We start from the raw sequence: 19,661 nt of genomic DNA, 5'->3' as shown, positions 1-19,661 counted from the left end.
TTGAGTACGAATCTAGCAATTTGGGGAATAATTATTTACTTTTTAATAGCTTCAGGCATTGCGATTATGTCCAGGCAAGGTGACCGCTCGGATATGGCTGGTTTCTTTCTGGGCGGCCGCAATATGAATGGCATTCTTTCTGCGCTGAGCTACAGTGCGACAACGTATAGCGCGTTCATGATGGTCGGTCTTGCGGGGCTCACGTATCAGGGCGGCGTTGGGGCGCTTGGGTTTGAAATTGTTTATTTTACGGGTGTCTCATTAGTTATTCTGTTCGGCCCGCGGTTTTGGAAGGCAGGGAAGAAATATGGCTATGTGTCGCCGTCGGAAATGATTGGCGGGCGGTATGAAAGTAAAACAGCGGCAGCGTCTGTATCGATTGTCAGTTGTTTGTTTCTAATTCCATATTGTGCTGTTCAGCTTGCCGGGGTTGGTTATTTGCTTCAGGGCATTACCGATAGCGCCATACCATTTACGGCAGGTGTCGTATTTGCCACCGTCATGGCGATTTTATTTTCCTATACGGCTGGCATTCGTTCAGTTATTTGGACAGATTCACTGCAGGCGGTCATTATGATTATCACGTCGACAATTGTTGTTCTGCTCGTCGTTCAGGGTCTCGGCGGGTTTGGGCAGTTTTTTGACAACCTCCAGACAACTCGGCCTGATTCCTTGTCTGTTCCGGGTAATGGCTATTTTGATTTTCTGACATTCCTTGGACTGACATTGCCGTGGTTTTTCTTCAGTCTGTCCAACCCACAGGTGAGTCAGCGGCTATTTATGCCAAAATCGCTTAAAGGCTTGCGGCAGATGCTGATCGGTTTTTTGATATTTGGTTTCATTTATACGTTTGTGTCTGTGTTATGGGGGTTTTCTGCCATGCAGATGTTTCCAAATCTCGAAACAGCAGACCTGGCAACACCGCAGCTTCTGTCATCTGATTTAGTGCCGCCGATTCTCGGAGTCATTGTCATGATCGGCATTATGGCTGCGGCTGTGTCAACAATTGATTCGATTATGCTGACATTATCATCGATGTTTGCGCGTGATGTGTATGGCAATTCCAAACGTAAGCCAAGCGATCGCAAGCAATTAAAGGTAGCAAAAATGGTCATCCCGGTCATTGCGGTATTGGCGTTCGCATTTGCTGAACTGGAGCTTAATCTGATCGCGGTGCTGTCTGTTGCCGCCTCGTCCGGGTTAATCGTGACGGTTCCGTCATTTGTCGGTACATTTTTCTGGAAGCGCGGCACCGCTGTCGGGGTTATTTCCAGTGTGTCTGTCGGCGCGGTGCTCGTCCTTCTGATTGAGTTTTCCGGGATTAAACCGCTGGGGATGGCATCCGGTATATGGGGCCTTCTCGTGTCAACGGCGATTTTTGTTGGCGTGAGTTTGGTGACTAAAAAGCCTGAGGAAAAGGCAGATAGGTTCCTGAAAATAATGAAAGAGGAACGTAAAGCTTCATAAATCCGCTGAGTTTAAGAAAAGCCTTTGTGCTGATAATTGCACAAAGGCTTTTTTGTTGTCGAAGTTGCTGAGCGGGGTTTAAAGAATCGAATAGGGTCTATTGTATCCTTCTGTGTTGTCATGTATACTGTGTATATCAAGTAAACACAGTTAAGCACATAAACGCTATTATAGGCGTGTTACCGGAACAAAGGGGGTGTCCCAATGTGCTGATACATATTTCGCAAACTAGTTCGATACCGATGTATGAACAGGTTATCTCAGAAATACAGTGGCTTATTGTCGTGGGGCATATGGAGCCGGATGAAATGCTACCTTCGATTCGTGAATTATCAAAAGAGTTGATGACGAGCGGTATTACGATTCGAAGAGCCTATCAGGAGTTGGAGCGAAGTGGATTTATTTATACACGTAAAGGCAAGGGCAGTTTTGTATCAACACTAAGTGAAGAAAGGCTGTCGCAGTGGAAGATGGAACAAGTGCGGGAACCTCTGTTGGAATCAGTTATGCAGGCTAAAAAAATGAACTTGGAGGAAGAGGAATTTCATAATCTGATCAAACACATCTGGCAGGAAGCGGATGATGACAATGATATATAACGTTAACAGGAGGGTGAAGACAATGAATCATCATGATGAACAACCTTTATTAGAAGTAAATGGCCTAAGTAAATCGTATCAGGATTTTCAATTAAAAGATGTTAATTTCGAGTTGCCGGCTGGTACAATCATGGGTTTTCTCGGCCGGAATGGTGCGGGCAAGAGTACAACGATGAAAGCAATCATGGATTTGATAAAACAGGATGACGGCGACATTCGAATTCTGGGTATGGCCATGCCGGAAGAAGAAGTGGCTGTGAAAGAACAGGTCGGTTATGTCGGGGACACACCGCTTTTGAACAATGCGTGGACAATGGAGAGGACATTGAATTTCGCCCGTCATTTTTATCTGAATTGGAATCAGGAAGCTGTTGAACAGAATTTGGAACGTTTTGAGATTCCGCGAGATAAAAAAATAAGTGAGCTATCCAAGGGAATGAAGGTGAAAGCATCGCTAATATTGGCAATGGCCCATCAGCCGAAATTGCTGCTGCTTGATGAGCCGACATCCGGACTTGATCCTGTTGTACGAACGGAGGTTTTGGAGCTGTTGTTGGATTTTGTTCAGGATGAAAGCCGGGGTGTTCTGTTTTCTTCGCATATCACATCTGATGTGGAAAAAATTGCGGACTGGATAACGGTTATTGATGATGGACGAGTTTTTTTCAGCGAAGACAAGGAGTCACTCATGGATCGGTACCGGCGGATTGTTATTCCTGGAAAAGGTGGTACAGAAACGATGGATACACCGCTGCTTTTTAATTGTCAGCGGGCAATGGGCAGTTATATCGGGTATACCGATTGTTATGATGAATTTCAAAAAATCGTAGCTGGTGACTGGTATTCGGAGCGTTTAACATTGGAGGAACTGTTCGTGCTGTTGACGGGATGGAAGGAGGAGTAGCTGGTGGATGGCTGTACGAAAGGTGATCGTAAAAGGGTTTCCCGAAGAAAACAGGGACAACTCCACCACAGATCAGGTGTCGTAACATCCACCGGAAGAAAGGAGGGCCGCTTAATGTGGCGATTGATTCGACGGGAACTGGATGGCATGGTAACCATCAATTTAAAAAGAAGTTTTCAGACTTATTTCGTTTTTGGCCTCGTATTGATTCTGCTTATATGGTTGTTGGGGCCGAACGCTATGAGTTTTTTGGCAACGGGTACTATAAGCCTGTTTATATTTTTAATCGGCATGTTGTCGGCCGGGATGCACATGTTGGATACAATGGAGGAAGATGCTGCAAACAGGCAACTAGCATTTTTGCAGACATTGCCGGTTAGAAAAACGGACATTGTTCATGCGAAATTTCTTAGCACGCTTTTATTATGCGGGTTTATATTTGTTTGGGTGTCTGTACTTTTTTCTGCAAATTTACTCATAAATGACGTCTGGACAGTTGAATCGACAATGATTATCTTTCTTTTCCTTGCTGTTTTATTGTTATTGGTGACCGGAAATCTATTATGGTACTATTTGCGCGGGAGTTTTTACGGAGGATGGATTAATTATGCTTTGTTACTCAACGGGTCCGTGTTTTTGCTTTATGTTGGTTTTTATTCACCATTTGACATACCGAAAGACTTTTTATTTAGTATATCACTTGCCATTTCAAGTTTGGTTTACCTTAGTTGCTGGTGGATTATGGCCAATTGGGTGAAGCTCAAAGGATTTCCGAAAGAAGTAGACGATCCGCATAGGGAAAAAATTGAAAAACATGCGGAGGAATTGAAAAGACGTCAAGCTCAGCGTCTGTCTAAAAAGAATCGGGGAAATAATTGAAGCAGTCAGGAGGTCTAATAGATGGAAGCATTACTTAAAAGGGAACTCGGAATACTAAATATAGCCGGCCATAACAAAAACCCCGCACTAATCTATGGATTGCTTGGCATCGGATATCCTGTCATCATATGGCTGCTCGGTCCCGGTCTGGCAGGGGTTTATGACCTTAATAATTTTAAATTAAATGTTTCGATGCTTGGAATGGTGCTTGTTGTGCTAGGGGTCGATAATAGTTTGAAGCGTGAAGATGATAGCCGTCAGATGACTTTTTTACAAACATTGCCTGTGAAAAAGAGTGAAATTGTCAGTGCTAAATTCATAAGTGTTCTGGTAATGAGCGGCACGGCGATTGTCTGGATGAACACTATAGGCATATTTTTGCCTATTTTCATAGGCGGCTTCAGTATGGATGAATACGGAGCACTTTTGGGCTTTTTCTCATCAATGACTATTTTCATACCCGCTATTACATTACTAATCTATTTTTTCAAAGGCTCACCCGGTGTTTTTATCGTTGAATTACTATCTACAGTCATTTGGGCTAATGTGTTTGGCCTTGGAGGGTTTTACCTGACAAGCATAGGAATGACATCCGACATGTTCGTTCCTGTCGTGTTTATGGCATTGGCACTTGTGGTCTATTTCGTTTGCTGGTGGTTATCAGGAAGGCGCGTGAGCAGAAAGGGATTTCCTTTAAACCACCAACATAAAGCAACTCGAAAGAAAGCGTTGGAAGGGGAATCAACATGAGGACAAATGTGATTACGGATTTCATCAAGGAAGAATGGTATGAGCAGCGACGCATGCTGTTCTGGTATTTCCTGATATCACTCGCCCTTGTGTTAACGGTAACTTTTTTCAGCCGGTTGGATGTGGTAATGAACTGGATTGAGCAATCGAATCTTAGTTTTACAGATGTATCCAGGATTTCTTTTGCTGTTCTTTTTATGCCATATGCGATTAGCTGGATGATTGTGTGCAACAAGACCGATAAGGAAAATCGCAAAGGGTTTTATAAATTTTTACATATGTTGCCGATTACGATTAAAGAGATTGTTACGGCTAAGTATATTTCCGTTTTTCTAATGAATGGACTCATGGCGATTTGGCTGTGTGGTTTATGGTGGATTTATGACGTCATTTTTCCGTATGCTGCATCACTGATGGTCTGGACAGGATTATGCATGATCGTTTTCTTTTACGCATTTAGTGTATTGGCTATTCAGCTGGGCTTTTTCTTTCGGTGGGGCAGCAACAGTTTGTTCACTTTCTTTTTATTTTTGCTAATTGTTGCAGGTCAATTTGAATTTACCGGACAAATAACCGACCAAACAATCAAATGGATGGACCGGTTTCCTTTGTTGTTATGGGGAATCGCTATTCTGCTGATGATCGTGATTTGGCTCCTTTGCTGGCGCTGGTCTATGAAGGTTTATCGGAAATATTAGGGCATCCAATAGTGGAGGACTCAACCAAACAAACGCCAATATTCTTATATTGTTTTCAAATAGTATAAATTTCCTCTCAATGAACAAACCTAAGGTGTATTCACTCAGTCGCAGCAGAAAGGATGCACCAGGATGAAAAAAGGGCAAAGAGGGAGACTGCCGTTGATAAAAAGGCGGCGGAAACAGCCCAAATCTAATCAAGCGGATAAAACGTCCAAGCTTGAATCATCAATTGATGAACAGGCTCCGCTTTATGGGAGCCTAGCCGATAATGAAAACATGTTTCGGTCAATATATAAAGACAGCTCTGACGTTATTTTTCGTACATTTTACATAGGTGAACAGGTTAAAGCGATTCTCATTTATATCGAAGGGCTGTCAAATATTGAAGAAATCGATGACAGTGTCCTTTCCCCGCTCATTAAATCGGCGCCGAATACGGACTATAGCATCGATACACTCATTCATAAAAGGGTGTCGACTTCCAGTGTCAAAGAAGTCAAAACGTTTTCAGACAGCATAAAAGAAATTGCATCCGGTCGTCCGGTTATTCTGGTTGATCAGCAAAATAGCGGGTTTGCTTTAGGGCTCTCCAAATGGGAAAAGCGATCTGTAGAAGAGCCACAGGCAGAAACCGTTGTCAAGGGTCCCCGAGAAGGTTTTGTTGAAACGATCAGTGTCAACACGTCACTTATTCGGAGAAGGGTCAGGAGCCCCAAGCTGAAAATGAAATCGATGGAGGCCGGTGAATACACCAAAACAACCATAAAACTTGCGTATATCGACGGTGTTGCGGATCAGGACGTATTGGAAGAAGCTGTTAATCGGATAAAACGAATCGATGCTGATGGTATTTTGGACAGCGGAGTATTGGAAGAATTTATTGAAGATAATCCACACTCACCTTTTCCTCAGGTATTATCGACGGAGCGGCCGGATGTTGTGACGGCAAACCTGCTGGAAGGGCGTGTTGCTGTCCTGGTGGATGGCTCTCCATTTGCCATGGTTGTACCTGCGACATTTTATTCATTGCTGCAGGCGAGTGAAGATTACTATGGACGTTACTTAATCGGTACATCAATTCGTTGGATGCGGTATCTTTTTCTGATGATTTCACTGTTTCTTCCTTCATTATATGTCGCACTGCTTACCTTTCACCAGGAGATGGTTCCGACAACTCTGTTATTCAGTATTGCCGGCTCACGTGCCCAGGTGCCCTTCCCTGCACTGGTGGAAGCGCTCATGATGGAAATCACTTTTGAAGCGCTCCGTGAAGCCGGGCTTCGTCTGCCAAAACAAGTGGGCTCAGCGGTCAGCATTGTCGGTGCGCTGGTTATTGGTGAAGCGGCGGTTTCAGCAGGGATTGTATCAGCTCCGATGGTCATTGTGGTTGCATTGACAGGTGTTGCTTCGTTTACCATTCCGCGCTATTCAGCATCGATTGCGGTTCGGATGCTTCGTTTTCCCATGATTATTTTGGCAGGAACGCTTGGACTGCTGGGCATCATAATGGGGATTATTGTGATTATTGTCCATATGGTCTCACTTCGCTCATTCGGTCAGCCATATCTTAGCCCGATGGCACCGATGCAATGGCGGGGTATGAAGGATGTGCTGATGCGTGTGCCATGGTGGAAAATGAATACAAGACCGCATTTTACAGGCGACTCGAACAAATACCGTCAATCCGATAACCAGAAATCTTCTCCAATCAGAGGTGAGGAATAAAGAGGTGGAACAAGCATGATTGAAAAAGGGAAAATTAGTCCCCTGCAAATGGCTGTTCTCATTTATCCGACTATTATAGCAACAGCGATTCTGCTCGTTCCGGCGATAACCGGAGATCAAGCACGGCAGGATATGTGGCTGTCACCGATCTGGGCTTCTCTGGCCGGCTTTCTGGCTGCTTTTATTGCGATTCAGTTAAATAAGCGTTTCCCGAAACAGACGATCATTCAATATAGTGAAACGATAGCCGGCAAATTCCTTGGGAAAGTAATCGGCCTTGCGTTTATCTTTTTTTTAGCCCATCTATGCGGGGTTATCTTACGGGAATATGGTGAATTTGTGAAGGGTAATTTCCTTGAGGATACACCCATGATTGTTATTCTTGGAAGCATGGCGTTTGTATGTGCCTTAGCTGTCAGGGGCGGAATTGAAGTGATGGCCCGGAGCGCTCAGGTATTTGTGCCTGTTGTGACGGTCTTATTTATATTAATTCTTCTGTTATTAACCCCGGATCTGGATCCCGGCAATATGCTTCCCGCTTTTGAAAAGGGCTTAATGCCTTCATTAAGGGGTGCAGTGGTTCCGGCAGGATGGTTTTTAGAATTTTTTATGATTTCTTTCATGCTGCCATTTTTAAGAAGCCGGAAAAAAGTTGTGAAGTGGAATATCACAACCATAATTGCTGTTATGTTCACCATGGTCGTAACCAATATGGTAACGATGTTTGTATTTGGTGCGATCACCTCCAAGTTTACATACCCCGTTATGGAAGCAGCACGATATATCAGTATAGCTGAATTTGTCCAACATATGGAGTCTGTCGTCATGGCGATTTGGGTAGGTGGTATATTTGTTAAAATTTCGGTTTTTTTCTATGCCACAGTTCTAAGTACCGCTCAATGGCTGAAGCTGAGTGATTACCAGCCGATTGTATTCCCGTTTGCTCTCATTATCACGGTGTTGGGATACTGGTCTGCAGGCAATTTGCAGGGGCTTGAGAAATTCTTGAGCGAAACGTTTCCATTTTACTCACTTGTTTTTTTAGCTATCATTCCGATTATGCTGCTGGCGGCTGCCATCATGTTGGGGAAGCGTTCAGCTACGCACGCCGAATAAGAAAAGGAGGATGCCCGTCATGAAACAGCTATCGATTATTCCTGTCTGTCTTCTGATGCTGCTTCTTGCGGGATGCTGGGATCGCACAGAAGTCAATGATTTAGCCATTGTTGTCGGACTCGGCCTTCATAAAATGGAAGATGAGCAGGTTGAACTTTCCTTGCAGCTGGTAAACCCAAGTTCGATGGCAAGTGGAGTAGGAGGCGGGGGAGGCCAGCAAGGCACCGGAGAACTGACAACTGTGGAGAAGGAAATTGGCAAAACAACCTTTGATGCCAGGTCAAAACTGCAGGAAAAACTTTCGCGAAACATATTTTCCGGCCATAACCGTGTTGTGTTTATCAGTGAAAAAATGGCCGAGAAAGGAATCCGCAAACATATTGATTTTTTGTCGCGGCATCCGAAACCAAGATTAAGGTCTTATGTTTTTGTAACGAAGGGTGCCCCTGCAGATTTCTTTAAAGTCATGCCTGATTTGGAGTCAAGTTCAGCTGAAACAGCAAGGGAATTGGCTAATTTAGAGGTTGGTATGAGTGTCCACGTGAAAGATCTGGTCCAGATGACATCTGATGAAAGTGAAAACGCAGCTTTGCCGATACTCGAAATTGAGGAGGAACCTCCCAATACACAGGGATTGCGTGTAAGTGGCACAGCTGTATTTAAAGATGGAAAAATGGTCGGACAACTCGATGACAGTTTGACAAGGGGTATTCTATGGCTGCGGGATGAAATTAACGATGCCGCAGTCACCGTGAAGCCCGAGGGTACGGAAGGCTATATTTCATTTAATATTTTCGATTCAAAAACAAAGCTGATTCCCAAAGTTGAAAATGGAAATTGGACGATGACCGTAAACATTAATTCGGTCGACGATGCAGTCGAAAATGAAACAAAGTTAAATCTAGGGAACCCTGACACGATCAATAAGCTTGAGAAGCAATTGGAAGACAGGATTGAAAAGCGTATCCGAACAGCCCTGGAACACGTGCAGAAAGATATGCAGGCAGATATTCTAAAGTTTGGTGAGGTGTTTCATCGTCATTACCCTGACCAATGGGCTAAAGTGAAAGATAACTGGAATGAGGAAACATTTCCCGAAGTAACGGTTGAACTTAACAGTGATGTTAAAATAAAGCGGCCTGGCAGATCCACATCACCGCCAACGGTACCGGATGACGAGGTGATTAACGAATGAAAATAGCGAGTGTGTTTTTAGCTATTGTTGTTGCTGCCTTAATCACGCTGTATGAATGGCCGAGAATTAATGAAGACCAGAAAAAGGAAAAGCGTGCGTTTATCATCCTGACAACAGGCGGCTTTCTGCTGGCGGTTATGCTCATTATATTTCCAAACCTCTCCGGCCCCACCGAATTTGTTCAGTGGGTCTTCAAGCCGTTCAGTCAATTGCTGGAAGGATGAATGTAATTGGCTGGTGCACTCGTTGCAAGCTCGGGAAGTGATGCGCTTCCTCGGCTTTTCGCTTAAGTTGTCACAGAATCGGCTCGAAAAGCAGTGGTATCGGCTCAAGTTCACATAGTTCCCGCTTAAGTTCACAATTTGTTCGGTGCTCGTCGTCTCACAAGTATTTTCGGAGCAGCAACACTCCTTATAGCTCGCAGGCGATTCGGCTTGAGTTTTGCTCGTTGCTTAAGTTTACAATTCAAACATATATTTTTAAACCAACACGTCCCGATTTTGTATTATAATAGAGAGAAATAGAATTTGCCGAAAAAGGGGAGAGCGGGATGAAACTATTCCATACGGCGGACTGGCATCTGGGGAAGCTTGTTCAGGGTGTCTATATGACAGATGACCAGCGCTATTGTCTGGACCAGTTCGCAGCAGCAGTCGAAGAAGAGAGACCAGATGCGGTGATTATCGCCGGGGATTTATATGATCGGGCCGTACCGCCGACTGAGGCTGTCAATCTATTGGATGAAACGCTGAGTAAAATTGTACTCGAGTTAAAAACGCCTGTACTGGCCGTTGCGGGAAATCATGACAGCCCGGGCCGGCTTGACTTTGGAAGCAATATTATGAAGCAAAATGGTTTTTACATCGCAGGTCATTTTGATCAGGAATTAAAGCCGGTTGTGCTTTATGATGAACATGGGCCGGTTCATTTTCACCTGGTGCCTTATTGTGATCCGAGTGTTGTCCGCACGATGACGGAAGACGATACGGTCCGCAGCCATAATGACGCTGGACGGAAAATCGCGGAAATGATTCAGCAGGACATGGATCCGGATGCCCGTCACGTGTACATAGGACATGCGTTTGTCACACCATTTGGCGAGGAGGAAGAGAACACGAGTGATTCGGAGCGGCCGCTGTCAATCGGTGGCGCGGAATATGTGGATGCCCGCCATTTTGCCCCGTTTGATTATACAGCGCTCGGACACTTGCATCACGCGCATCATGTCACGTCTGAAACGGTCCGGTATTCCGGGTCTATCCTAAAATATTCCATTTCTGAAGAGCATCATCAAAAAGGCTATTCTGTTGTTGAGCTGGGCGCCAATGGAGAAGCATCGATTGAAAAGCGCACACTCACGCCAAAACGGGATATCCGGACGGTTGAGGCGACAATGGATGAATTATTGACTCATCCGGTTAGTGATGACTATGTATTTGTCAGGCTGCTGGACGAGGCACCGGTTTTGTCGCCAATGGAGCGGCTCAGGTCGGTTTATCCGAATGCGATGCATGTTGAGCGCGGGAATTTCAGGGTATCACCCGATGAGACTGAAGTGACAAATCGAACGAAGCGGACGGAAATGAGCGATCTTGATTTGTTCAGAAATTTTTATAAAGAAGTGAAAGGCTACGACGTCTCAGAAGATACTGAAGCGATATTCAATGATGTTCTGGATGACCTCTTGAAAGAAGAACGTGAGGCCGGACCATCCAAGGAAACGGTGAAGAACTAAATGTTGAAAAGGGGGGGATAAGTGATGCGGCCAATAAAACTGACGATGACAGCATTTGGACCCTATAAACAGACAGAAAGAATCGATTTTAATGAGCTCAATGGCAATAAGCTGTTTGTCATTGCCGGCAACACCGGGGCAGGAAAGACGACCATTTTCGATGCCATCTGTTTTGCGCTTTACGGCAGTGCCAGCGGATCAGACAGAGAAGATAACCGGATGCTCAGAAGCGATTTTGCACCTGATGATAAACATACATCGATTGAGTTAGAATTTGAAATACACGGCCGGCACTACCGTATTCTCCGGCAGCTGGGCCATGTGAAGAAAGGAAATAAATCCAAGACCGGCGAGCGGTATGAATTTTATGAGAAAGTTGATGGAAGAGAAGTACCGTGTGTTGACCGGCAGATGGTTTCTGAGATTGATAAAAAGTTAGAAGCCATCATCGGTCTCACGCAAGATCAATTCAAGCAGATTGTGATGTTGCCGCAGGGGGAATTCCGCAAACTATTAACCTCTGAAACGGAAAATAAAGAAGCAATTTTGCGGCGGCTTTTCAAGACGGAAAGCTATAACCAGATTAATCAGCTCTTGAGAGACCGGAAAAGTAAGGCTGATGAAGCATTTAAGCAGTTGCAGCAGTCACGCGATCATCATGTGAACAGTATTCATACGGCGCTCCCGGAACGTGAAGGTGCTGAACTGTTCGATGTGCTCCATAGCGATTATTACAATATCAATCAAGTGATTGGCGGTCTGGATAAAGAAATCGCATATTACACAGAAAAAATTACGACGGATGACAAAGCCTATCAGGATGCCTATCAAAAACACGATCAAAAACAAACCGAACTGAACGAGGCAAAGATGCTGAACAATCAATTTGCCGACCTCGATAAGAAAAAGACGGAACTGAGTGACTTAGAAAAGCAGATTCCGGGTTATCAGGAAAAAGAGAAACAGCACGCCAACGCTGAGCGGGCAAGTCATCTTGAAGTTTATGAAAAGCAGGTCACGGATTGGAAGAACGATGAAAAAACAAAACGTGATGCCTTACAGCATGCTGAAACTGCAGATAAACAAGCACGTGAAAAACTCGAACAAGCCACGAACGCTTACCAGCAGGAAGAAAAGAAAGGAAATCAACGCGACGAGGCAGCGCGAGAACTCGAACGGTTGAAAGGCTTCCTGCCGACTGTGAAAGAACTGGATGACAAGAAAAATGAACTCGAAAAACTGGCGCAAAAAGGCAGGCAGTCAGCCAAAGATCTGGAAAACGCTAAAACCGAACACCGGAAACAATCAGAAGCAGTCGAGAAACATGATAAACAGATTGCAGAACTTGACCAGGCTGTTAGTCAACTGCCGGATAAACAGCAAGCCCTGATGGAAGCAAGCGAACAGTATAAGGCGGCAAAAGGGTATGTCGACCTTGAAACCAAACAATCGGCCATCAAGCAGGATTTAAAACAAAAGGAAAAAGCCTATTTGACCGCCAAACAAGCGTACAATGATAAAGAGGAAGCCTGGTTGAACAATCAGGCAGTTGTATTGGCCGGACATTTGCACGACGGAGAGTCTTGTCCAGTCTGCGGCAGCACGGAACATCCGAATAAAGCAAGCAATCACGCTGAAATGGTGTCTCGTGAGGACCTTAACTCCCTGAAAAAAGATATGGAGGAAAAAGAGAAATACTTCCGGGCTTCAGAAACCGATTCCAGTGCCAATGCACAGCTTCTGGTGGAAAAGGAGCAGGAGCTTGGGCAATATGACATCGCTGCTGAAAAGGCCGCGGAAGTACGTGATAAGTTATTTGAAAAAGGTACCAATATTAAGCAAGAAGTTGCATCACTGAACAAACAGCGTGAAGAATTGAACCAGCTCAAGGCAAATCAGGAAACAGAAAAGGAAGCATTAAAGAAGCTTGAATCACAAAAAGAGGAACTGGATAAAACACATCAAAAACTTCAGTCTGATTATCAGTCAGCTCATGCCGTCTATAAAGAACAATTGCGGAATATTCCGGAAGACGTTCAGACACTTCCGGCACTGGAAAAGCGAATCGCTGAGACCGATGAGCACAAAACAAAGCTTGAAAAAGCATGGGAGAACGCGCAAAAGCGGTTTCAGCAGGCAAAAGAAACAGCTGCCAAAACCGCTGCTGATTTTTCAAACGCGACGAACCAGCTGACAGAAACGAAAGAAAAGAGCAGTAAAGCTGAACAGCAGTTTCAAAAAGCACTGGAACAAGCGGAATTTGAATCAGAAGACGCCTACAAGCAAGCAAAAATGTCGTCATCAGAGCGGGAAGAACTGAAAGAAACGATCGGGCAGTTCAATGACAATCTGACCGCCAAGAGACAGCAGGTGAATGATCTAGCTGAAGCATTGAAAGATAAAGAACGTGTCGATCTTGCGGCAATGGAAGAAGAACGGCAAATGCTAAAAACAGCTTACGAAGCGGCATACCGGATGCTGAATCAATCCAAAGATTACCGTTATCAGGCTATCACGATAAAGGAGAGCATAGAAACGACACATGAACAGGCAGCCGAACATGAAAAAGAACTCGCTGTCATCACCGACTTGCATGATGTGCTGCGCGGACAGAACAGTCAAAAGATTTCATTTGAACGTTATTTGCAGATTGAATATTTGGAGCGGATTATTGATGTTGCCAATATCCGGCTCAAACGCCTGTCAAACGGGCAATTTTCCCTGAGACGCAGCGAACGCCAGGAAGCACATGGCAAGCAGAGCGGTCTCGCCCTTGATGTGGATGACGCTTACACTGGGCAGAGGCGCGATGTCAAAACATTATCAGGCGGTGAAAAATTCAATGCATCGCTTTGTCTTGCTCTCGGCATGTCGGATGTGATCCAGAGCTTCCAAGGCAACATTGCGATTGATACGATGTTTATCGATGAAGGCTTCGGCACGCTTGATGAAGAATCACTCAATAAAGCAATCGATACATTAATCGACCTGCAACAATCAGGCCGGATGATTGGCGTTATCTCACACGTGCAGGAATTGAAAAATATCTTCCCGGCAAGGCTTGAAGTGATGAAAACGAAGGAAGGTCACAGCAGAACAGAATTTGTAGTAACGTAACCACTTTCTTTAAATGAGGGGCTGCATCTAATTAGGTGTGGTCCTTTTGTAAAAGGCGAACCCTCCGAAAGCTGGGGACGCAAAGTCACAGGTCTTCCATGGCAGCATGATGACGGCTGGACTGCCTGCGGTATGATTGTATCAGAAGGAGGGATTATCTCGAGAGAAACGCTAAGACGGATGAAAATTTAAACAAAGCTCATTTGCAGGATTGAGCATATACTTATTATTGAAATCGTATTCGACTCTGAATGCGGTTTTTTGTTTTAAGATGAGACGGCCGCTTGAAAATTTGTCATGACATATTTTTGCTATTATAGTGATGACATGACCATTCAATTAATCATCAAATCTTTCCGGTGTTTAACTCAAATTAAGAACAGGGAATTAGGTTGTTATCTAACCAGACTTTTTTAACAACTTCTATAAGGTGGAATAGGGGGGTGAGGAATTCATGCTTGGAAGACGAATCAGGCATACGAAGCGGTATCGTGAAATTGTGAATGCACTGATGAAGAACGGATTCAGTCATTTTTTGTTCCGGGTGGGTCTGGCAGATCGCGGGCTTGCCAAAGTTGCAAAATCCGAGGATGTCAATACAAGTTTGAAAAGCATTGGTAAACGTCTCCGTTATGCACTGCAGGAGCTCGGGCCGACAGCGATCAAGCTGGGGCAGATTGCAAGCACCCGCTATGATACGCTGCCGGATGAGATCACGGCAGAATTGGAAAAATTGCTGGATCATGCACCTGTGCTCGACTTTGAACATGTTCAGCATACACTGGAGACTGAGCTCGATGACAGCCTGGACAATTTATTCGATTATTTCGATCCGGAGCCGATTGCAACAGCTTCGATTGGGCAAGTCCATGGTGCCCGGTTGCATAGCGGGGAAGATGTTGTTGTAAAAGTCCAGCGGCCGGGTTTGAAACCCAAGATGGAAACCGATCTTGAAATACTGCACGGAATAGGCGACATGCTCGAGGAAAGAACGCTCTGGGCTAAGCGTTACCGCGTTTGTGACATGATTGATGAAGTGTCCGATATATTGACCAATGAATTGGATTATATAATGGAAGGACGGAGCGGGGCACAAATAGCGAAACAATTTGAAGATCAGACGTTTGTTAAATTTCCGGATATTTACTGGGATCTGACAACGTCGAAAGTGCTGACAATGGAAAAAGTCACGGGTATCAAGGTGTCCGACATCGAAGCATTGGACGAAGCGGGATATGACCGGCAGCTGATCGCAAAACGGTTGTCTAATGCCATGCTGCAGCAGATTCTCCAAAACGGCTTTTTCCATGCTGATCCGCACTCGGGTAATATCCATATCCTGCCTAAAAATACCATCGCATTTCTGGATTTCGGTGAGACGGGACATGTGAGCGAAAAGCTGAAGCGGAATTTCGGCTCGATTATCGTGAATCTTTATCAGGGTGACAGCAGGGCAATGGTCAAAACATTTTCCAAAATGGATCTCATCGATGAGAAGACGGATATCGATGCCCTTCAGCGTGATCTTGATAAACTCCATATGCAATATGAAAGTATCAAATTGCGCGAGCTCAGTCTGGGTCAGATTATCGTTCGGATATTCGAGGTCGTTTATCATCACCATATTAAAATACCGATGGAGATGGTGATGATCAGCAAAACAATTCTGACACTGGAAGGTGTGCTCGGCAGACTCGATCCCGATTTCAGTCTGATGAACGAAGCGGAGCCTTTCGCACGGCGCCTAGTGATGAAACGATATCATCCAAATGAAATTTTTCGCAACACGCTAAGGTCAATTAGCGACAATGTCGACATTCTCACAGACCTGCCGACTGACGTTAAGGATGTATTGTCAGTTTTGAAAAAAGGAAGGGTCGGCCTGGATATTAACGTCAAACATGTCAATGAAGTCATGCGACGACTGGATAAAATCAGCAACCGCATCGCATTCAGTATTTTGATGCTTGCATTCAGCATTATCATGGCCGGGTTGATTATCGGTATGGCATTCGTTGGCCAGAACACTGTCATATGGGAACTGCCAATCATTGAAATTGGAGCCATTATCGCTCTTATGATGTTTATACTCATGGTGATTATTATCATACGATCGAACCGAATGTGAAGACCCGTTAGCTCTGTGTCCCATGTTTAGGTGGATCGATTAGCGGCAATAGGAGCAGTATATGATATTTTGATGAAGGAGTCGATTTGAAATGAAAATACTCGTAGCTGGCGCAAACGGACATACCGGCCGTTTACTTATAAAATGTCTCAATGAGGATGGTCATGAGCCATACGGAATGGTTCGTAAAGAAGAACAAAAGCCAGGTATTGAGGAATTGGGCGGCACGCCGGTGCTCGCGGACTTGGAACGTGATGTCGGCTATGCTGTCAAAGAGATGGATGCCGTTATCTTTGCTGCAGGTTCCGGAAGCAGTACAGGTCCTGAGAAAACAACGGATGTTGATCGCGACGGTGCCATCAATTTGATCAAAGCAACGGAAAATTTAGGGATTAAAAAATTCGTCATGTTAAGCAGTATCGGTGCAGGACGCGATGTGCAGGCATTAGCACAGGGCAATGAGCGTATGCAGCACTATCTGCAAATGAAAAAAGAAGCGGATGAGTATCTCTCGAGCACCGAGTTGGATTATACGATTGTGCGTCCAGGCGGTCTGACACATGATGCCGGGACAAGCAAAATTAAAGTGGCGGATGAAGTGCCGTTTGAAAATATTCCGCGTGCAGATGTTGCCAAAACCATGATCGCTGCCATTCAGGAACCAAATGCGTATCATAAAGCGTTCGAAATGGTCTCCGGTGATACACAGATTGAAGATGCATTGAAAAAACTTTAGAGGGGTCTGTCCCCCATCGCGTTAAAGTGTTAGCATGGTGGGGGACAGACCCCCTTATATACAGATCCTTCTTAAATATTCTCTGATTTCTGTTTCAATGACTTGAGCGTTGTATAAATTGGCATAAATGACAGATTCAAATACAAGGCCGTGGATGAATATTGTTAACGAATTTGCGCTGTCGTCAATATTGACGGGATCTTTAATATAGGCATTCTCATAAAGCATTTTTAATACATCTTTGGCAAAATTAAGGTTTACTTCTCGTAAGCTTTCCTTCGTCTCGTGGTATTCCGGGTTCATCGTTGCCATTATGGAAAATTTCATCCATATATCATTCTCCATTCTTTCTTCTTCTGTATTAGCTTGAACAATTTGTTTAATCATGCGAACAGCGTTTTTAAATGCCCCTTCATTTTCTTGTATGACGTTTTGCATTCTCTCCTCAAATCTTTCATAAATAACGTCCATTGCGAGCATATAGATATCCTTTTGTTTGGGAAAAAAGTGTTGAACAGATCCTAAGGATAAATCTGCTTCTTTGGCAATTTGGCGTAAGGTCGCATTTTCGAAACCAGAATGATGAATGATGCGAAACATCGCTTCGATAATTTGATCTTTTCTTTCAGCATGATCTATTTTTTTTGGCATTTGATAACTCCTTTGATTTTTTAAGTCAATTGTATTATAATAGTTTTTAGGTCAAATGACTTAATAAAGACAAGGGGAGAGTTTTTATATGGAAAACGTGATACTTCAAATTCTTTTTATATTTTTTACCAGTATGGTTCCTTTCCTGGAAGTATTTTTAACGGTTCCAATGGCAATCGTCGTTTTCAACTTTCCGCCTCTTGCAGCATTAATTGTAGCGATTTTCGGTAATGCAATGAGTGTTCTGTTGTTTGTATTTTTTGGAGCTAAAATTAACAAATTTTTCAACATACTATTGAATAAATTTCACAAGAGCGATAAAGAGCCCAAGGGCCCCGTGGGAATTAATCCTCGCATAAAAAGAATGTTCGATCGCTTTGGAGCAACCGGCGTTTGTTTTTTATCATCTCTATTGTTTAGCAGCCAGATCGGTGCTGGTACAATAGCAACTCTCGGGGCCTCAAGAATTAAGGTGTTTATCTGGACGAATCTGGGCATGAGTACGCTGGCAGTCGTAATGGCAACATTATCTGTAGTGGCAGAAGGATTCGTGTCATCACTCGTCAATTTATCCATGTAACTGGCAGTAATACCCCCTTCAAGACTGAGAATGAAAACAAAGCAGGGTAAGTGGGGGGATAAACTGCCGTAAATGTCCGATTCTGCTTTGGCTCTTATTCAGCGAAAAAAACCGTTCCGCTGGCTGTGCAAAGAGCCTCGTGTTGTAAGTTATTCTACATCAAAGTAACTGCAGGCCACTTGTCCGACCGATTTTGCTGCGACAAGCAGGGCGTCTTCATCAATGTCAAATTTCGGGTGATGGTTAAAGTATGGGTCCTCCACCCCTTTTGGCGTACAGGCAATATAGAAGAAGGAGCCCGGGATTTTTTCCAGGTAATAGGCAAAATCTTCGGATGGCGCCAATCTTGGAAATTCCTTCACTTCCTTAATATCCTTATCATCCGTGCTCTGCAGCCATTCTGCCACTTTCGCTGTTGCTTCGGGATCATTATACAATGGTGGATAATCAGCCGTATAGGTTAAGTCACATGTAACATCAAATTCCAGTTCAATCCCTTTGACAATGCGTTTGAATTGCTCCTCGATGATGTTTTGCACGTTTTCATCAGGGTACCGAATGTCGCCTTCCAGTTCAATAGCGTCTTTAATCACATTGAATGTTCCTTTTCCGTCAAACGAACCGACCGTTACGACACCGGAATTCAATGGATTTAATCGCCGGCTGACAATTGTTTGAATTGCTGTTACAAAATGAGACCCGGCGACAATCGAATCATTGGCTGTGTGCGGCGAAGAACCATGGCCGCCCTTTCCCTGAATCTTTAATTTGAAATAGGTTCTTCCATTAAAGGAAAAGCCGCTGTGATAGCCGACAACTCCGGCAGGTCCCATTGGAAGCAGGTGCGTGCCGAATACATGATCCAAATCATCAAGCACACCTGATTCCACAATGCTTTTCGCACCACCAGGCGGCAGTTCTTCTGCGTGCTGGTGAATGACTTTAATGGTACCGGCAATTTGATCTTTCAGCTGGATGAGGCAATCTGCCAACACCAGCATATAGGCTGTATGCCCGTCATGTGCGCATGCGTGCATCACACCGTCATTGTTTGATTTAAATGGCACATCCGCTTCTTCGGTGATTGGCAGTGCATCAAAATCAGCTCTGAGTCCAATTGTTTTCCCCGGTTTGCCGCCTTTAATCGTGACAATAATGCCGTAACCATTCCCGACATTCCGCTCCAGTTCCACATCTTTTCCTTTATAAAAATCAGCAATGTAATTAGCGGTGTTTTCTTCTTCAAACGATAGCTCCGGATTTTCATGCAGATGCCGGCGGATTTCAATCATTTCTTCTTTCCGTGATTCAAGCATATCCATTAATTCACTTTTCACGATAGCGATCTCTCCTTATGTATGTGATAATGTTGTCATTG

At 44.3% G+C, this 19,661-nt stretch carries 17 protein-coding genes and 1 riboswitch; of the genes, 15 read left to right on the top strand and 2 right to left on the bottom strand.

Translation table 11 applies throughout. The features are described 5' to 3' along the window. The 14 genes from AOX59_RS08175 (at position 1) to AOX59_RS08110 (ending at position 17,052) form a co-directional block, all read left to right on the top strand. Entirely contained in the window at positions 1-1,467 is a 1,467-nt protein-coding gene (locus AOX59_RS08175) for a sodium:solute symporter family protein (RefSeq protein WP_068444430.1), read from the top strand. 206 nt (positions 1,468-1,673) lie between these two features. After that, a complete protein-coding gene (locus AOX59_RS08170; protein WP_068444426.1) occupies positions 1,674-2,066 on the top strand; it encodes a GntR family transcriptional regulator in 393 nt (130 codons plus the stop codon). Between the two features lie 22 nt (positions 2,067-2,088). After that, complete coding sequence (locus AOX59_RS08165; RefSeq protein ID WP_068444422.1) at positions 2,089-2,970, top strand: ABC transporter ATP-binding protein; 882 nt, start codon at positions 2,089-2,091, stop codon at positions 2,968-2,970. Positions 2,971-3,084: 114 nt separating this feature from the next. Next, entirely contained in the window at positions 3,085-3,849 is a 765-nt protein-coding gene (locus AOX59_RS08160) for an ABC-2 transporter permease (protein ID WP_068444420.1), read from the top strand. Between the two features lie 21 nt (positions 3,850-3,870). Further along, positions 3,871-4,599, top strand: coding sequence for an ABC-2 transporter permease (locus AOX59_RS08155; protein ID WP_068444417.1), 729 nt, complete (start codon positions 3,871-3,873; stop codon positions 4,597-4,599). After that, positions 4,596-5,297: an ABC-2 transporter permease gene (locus tag AOX59_RS08150; protein WP_068444414.1), complete on the top strand. Its 702-nt coding sequence runs from the start codon at positions 4,596-4,598 to the stop codon at positions 5,295-5,297. The genes AOX59_RS08155 and AOX59_RS08150 overlap by 4 nt, the downstream gene beginning before the upstream one ends. A 132-nt stretch (positions 5,298-5,429) precedes the next feature. Next, complete coding sequence (locus tag AOX59_RS08145) at positions 5,430-7,025, top strand: spore germination protein (protein ID WP_068444411.1); 1,596 nt, start codon at positions 5,430-5,432, stop codon at positions 7,023-7,025. 15 nt (positions 7,026-7,040) lie between these two features. Beyond that, positions 7,041-8,141, top strand: coding sequence for a GerAB/ArcD/ProY family transporter (locus AOX59_RS08140; protein ID WP_179946426.1), 1,101 nt, complete (start codon positions 7,041-7,043; stop codon positions 8,139-8,141). Positions 8,142-8,160: 19 nt separating this feature from the next. Continuing rightward, on the top strand, positions 8,161-9,336 hold the full coding sequence (locus AOX59_RS08135) for a Ger(x)C family spore germination protein (RefSeq protein WP_068444408.1): 1,176 nt from the start codon (positions 8,161-8,163) through the stop codon (positions 9,334-9,336). Continuing rightward, a complete protein-coding gene (locus tag AOX59_RS08130; protein ID WP_068444404.1) occupies positions 9,333-9,560 on the top strand; it encodes a hypothetical protein in 228 nt (75 codons plus the stop codon). The genes AOX59_RS08135 and AOX59_RS08130 overlap by 4 nt, the downstream gene beginning before the upstream one ends. 326 nt (positions 9,561-9,886) lie before the next feature. Continuing rightward, positions 9,887-11,071 carry an exonuclease SbcCD subunit D gene (locus tag AOX59_RS08125; RefSeq protein ID WP_068444401.1) on the top strand — a complete coding sequence of 395 codons (1,185 nt, stop codon included), beginning with the start codon at positions 9,887-9,889 and terminating at the stop codon, positions 11,069-11,071. Between the two features lie 24 nt (positions 11,072-11,095). Then, on the top strand, positions 11,096-14,188 hold the full coding sequence (locus AOX59_RS08120; protein WP_068444398.1) for an AAA family ATPase: 3,093 nt from the start codon (positions 11,096-11,098) through the stop codon (positions 14,186-14,188). A 44-nt stretch (positions 14,189-14,232) separates the two neighbouring features. After that, a riboswitch (cyclic di-GMP riboswitch) is annotated at positions 14,233-14,317 on the top strand. Positions 14,318-14,642: 325 nt separating this feature from the next. After that, entirely contained in the window at positions 14,643-16,316 is a 1,674-nt protein-coding gene (locus tag AOX59_RS08115) for an ABC1 kinase family protein (protein ID WP_068444396.1), read from the top strand. 91 nt (positions 16,317-16,407) lie between these two features. Then, positions 16,408-17,052: an SDR family oxidoreductase gene (locus tag AOX59_RS08110; RefSeq protein ID WP_068444393.1), complete on the top strand. Its 645-nt coding sequence runs from the start codon at positions 16,408-16,410 to the stop codon at positions 17,050-17,052. A gap of 54 nt (positions 17,053-17,106) precedes the next feature. Here AOX59_RS08110 and AOX59_RS08105 read toward each other — a convergent pair whose 3' ends face one another. Continuing rightward, complete coding sequence (locus AOX59_RS08105) at positions 17,107-17,703, bottom strand: TetR/AcrR family transcriptional regulator (protein WP_068444390.1); 597 nt, start codon at positions 17,701-17,703, stop codon at positions 17,107-17,109. 88 nt (positions 17,704-17,791) lie between these two features. Between AOX59_RS08105 and AOX59_RS08100 the strand changes: the two genes are divergently transcribed. Further along, positions 17,792-18,283, top strand: coding sequence for a hypothetical protein (locus AOX59_RS08100; protein WP_068444387.1), 492 nt, complete (start codon positions 17,792-17,794; stop codon positions 18,281-18,283). 149 nt (positions 18,284-18,432) lie between these two features. Here the strand turns inward: AOX59_RS08100 and AOX59_RS08095 are convergent, their stop codons facing one another. After that, on the bottom strand, positions 18,433-19,620 hold the full coding sequence (locus AOX59_RS08095) for an amidohydrolase (RefSeq protein ID WP_068444383.1): 1,188 nt from the start codon (positions 19,618-19,620) through the stop codon (positions 18,433-18,435). Between the last annotated feature and the right edge of the window lie 41 nt (positions 19,621-19,661).

Origin of the sequence: Lentibacillus amyloliquefaciens (assembly GCF_001307805.1) — a bacterium.
Classification (GTDB): Bacteria; Bacillota; Bacilli; order Bacillales; family Amphibacillaceae; genus Lentibacillus; species Lentibacillus amyloliquefaciens.
The sequence above is the reverse complement of the archived record's forward strand: the minus strand, read 5'-3'. Positions and strand labels throughout refer to the sequence as shown.